General features: G+C 73.2%; 1 protein-coding gene. It reads left to right on the forward strand.

All coding sequences use genetic code 11. The features are described from left to right. Positions 1-3,226: SDR family NAD(P)-dependent oxidoreductase (locus MXD58_RS23680; protein ID WP_250609949.1), on the forward strand; the 3,226-nt coding region annotated here is incomplete at both ends.

Consider the following 3,226-nt stretch of genomic DNA (forward strand, 5'->3'; position numbering starts at 1 on the left):
CGGAACGGGGAACGGTCCGCGTCCAGGTCGTCGTCGGGATGCCCGATGGCGGCGGCCGGCGGCCGGTGGAGATCTACTCATGCCCGGACGGGCACGAGGACCCGACCGAGGACGGCGACGGGACCGGGAACGGCGGCGCTGATCTCTGGACCCGGCACGCCAGCGGGACCCTCGCACCGGCCGACGGCACCCGGCCTGCCCGCGAGCTGGCCGTCTGGCCGCCGAGCGGCGCCCGCGCGGTGGACATGGGCGACGGCTACGCGCGGCTCGCCCGGGCGGGGTACGGCTACGGCCCGGCCTTCCAGGGGGTACGGGCGCTCTGGCAGCGTGGTGAGGAGCTCTTCGCCGAGGTCGCGCTGCCCGACGGACAACGCGACCAGGCGCGCGGGTTCGGCGTCCACCCCGCTCTCCTGGACGCTGCCCTGCACGCGATGATGCTCGCCGCCACCGCGTCGGACGGCCCGCGCGTGCACCAGTCGCCGCTGCTGCCCTTCGGCTGGAGCGGCATGCGGCTGCACGCGCCCGGCGCGTCGGTGGTCCGGGCCCGCCTGCGCCCGTCCGGCTCCGACGCACTCGCCCTGCACCTCGCCGACGAGGCCGGCGCGCCCGTGCTCACCCTGGCGTCGCTGGTCTCCCGGCCGGTGGCCGCAGACCAGCTGCAAACCGCCAGGTCGGCGGCCATCAGAGACTCGCTGTTCACCGTGGAATGGGTTGACCTGCCAGCCGCGCCGGTCGATGCCGAGCCGCCAGCCATCGTCCCGTTGTACGCGGTCGAGGAGATCGACGTGCTCGCCGACGTGCTCGCCGACGTGCTCGCCGACGTCGTCGCCGACCCGGTGCTGGCAGTGGTGGAGGCCACCGGGGGCGCCGACGCGTTCGCCGCCACCGTCCAGGTGCTCGACCTGTTGCAACGCTGGCTGGCCGAGCCGAGACTCGACGGCTCGCGGCTCGTGGTTCTCACCCGGGGCGCCGTCACGGCCTCCGGGACCGACGTCGCTGATCCCGCGGGCGCCGCCGTCTGGGGCCTGGTGCGTACCGCGCAGGCCGAGCACCCGGACAGGTTCCTCCTGCTGGACGCGGACCCGGACGCCGACTCGGGTGCGGGTACCGGCCCCGACGCGGTTACCGGGGCCGGACCGACCACGGAGCTGGACCCCGTTGCGCTGGAGGGTCCGCTGGCCGCGATGCTGGCGTACGACGAGCCCCAGGCCGCCGTCCGCGTCACGGCGCTGTCCGTGCCGCGCCTGTCCCGCCCCGGTGGGCCTGCGGGCGCCGAGCACGCCTGGCGCCCGGACGGCACGGTGCTCGTCACGGGTGGCACCGGCACGCTGGGCGCGCTCACCGCCCGGCATTTGGTCACCCGCCATGGCGTCCGCCACCTGCTGCTGGTCAGCAGGCGCGGGCCGGACGCACCGGGCGCCGGGGCGCTGGCCGCCGACCTGGCGGAGCTGGGCGCGCGCACCGTCAGGGTGGTGGCACTCGACGTCACCGATCGCGATGCCCTCGCTGCCCTGCTGGACGCCGTAGCGGCCGAGCACCCGCTGTCCGCCGTCGTCCACACCGCCGGCACCCTGGACGACGGCGTCGTCCAGGCACAGACGCCGCAGCGGGTGGCAGGGGTCTTCGGGGCGAAGGTGACCGCTGTCGAGCACCTGGACGCGTTGACCCGCGATCTCGATCTCGACGCGTTCGTCGTCTACTCCTCCGCGGCGGGCGTGTTCGGCTCGGCCGGCCAGGGCAACTATGGCGCCGCGAACGCGTGCCTCGACGCTGTCGTCGCTCGCCGCCGGGCCGAGGGCAGGCCGGGCGTCTCGCTGGCCTGGGGCCTATGGGATCAGGCGAGCGCGCTGACCGGCCAGCTGTCCGGGACCGACCAGGCCCGCGTCAGCCGGGCGGGCAGCCGCACACTCGGTTCGGTCGAGGGCATGTACCTGTTCGACGCCGCCCTGCGCACCGGTTCGCCGCTGCTGGTGCCGATCCGCCTGGACCTGGCGGCGATGCGGTCGCAGGCCGCGACCGCGCGGGCGGTTCCGGCCGTGATGCGGGGGCTCGTGCGCTCGGCCCGCCTGACCATTCCCGTGGCGGCCGAGGAGAACGGCTTCGTCCAGAGCCTGGCCGGGCTCTCGGCGGCCGAGCGAGACGCTGTGGTCCTAGGGCTGGTGCGCAGCCACGCCGCGACCGTGCTCGGGCACGCGGGAGCGGGTCAAATCCGTGACGACACCGCTTTCCGCGACACGGGCTTCGATTCGCTGACATCCGTGGAGCTGCGCAACCGACTGCGCGAGGCGACCGGACTACGGCTACCCGCGACCGTCGTCTTCGACTATCCGACGCCGGCTGTCCTGGCCCGTCACCTGATCGGGCAGCTGGGAGATGTCGGGGAGCCGGCGGAGGGTTCCGCGGCGGCGCCGGCACTGATGCCGCTGACGGCGGCGGACGAGCCGATCGTGATCGTGGGTATGGCGTGCCGGCTGCCTGGTGGAGTCGCCTCGCCGGAAGATCTGTGGCGGCTGGTGGCGGAGGGACGGGACGGAGTTTCTGGTTTTCCGGCCGACCGTGGCTGGGATTTGGACGGACTGTTTTCTTCGGATCCGGACAGTCCTGGTACATCGTATGTCGACCAGGGTGGTTTTCTGCATGAGGCTGGTCTGTTCGATGCGGGGTTCTTTGGTATTTCGCCGCGTGAGGCGTTGGCGATGGATCCGCAGCAGCGGTTGTTGTTGGAGGTTTCCTGGGAGGCGTTGGAGCGGGCCGGTATCGATCCGGCCACGTTGCGCGGCTCCGACGTCGGCGTGTACTCGGGTGTGATGGGCAGCGGTTACGGGTCCGGCGACGTGCCCGCCGAGCTGGAGGGTTTTGTCACCACCGGGGCGGGCGCGAGCGTGGCCTCCGGCCGGGTGTCCTATGTCTTCGGGTTCGAGGGCCCGGCAATCACGGTGGATACCGCCTGTTCCTCGTCGCTGGTGGCGATTCATCTCGCGGCGCAGGCCCTGCGCGGCGGCGAGTGCTCGCTCGCTCTGGCCAGTGGTGCGGCGGTGATGTCCGGGCCTGGCGCGTTCGTGCAGTTCTCCCGGCAGCGCGGGCTGGCCCGGGATGGTCGGTGTAAGTCGTATGCGGATGCGGCTGATGGGACGGGTTGGGCTGAGGGTGCGGGTGTGGTGGTGTTGGAGCGGTTGTCGGATGCGCGGGCGCGTGGGCATCGGGTTCTGGCGGTGGTGCGGGGTTC

The sequence above is a fragment of the Frankia sp. AgKG'84/4 genome, from assembly GCF_023242965.2.
Lineage (GTDB): Bacteria > Actinomycetota > Actinomycetes > Frankiales > Frankiaceae > Frankia.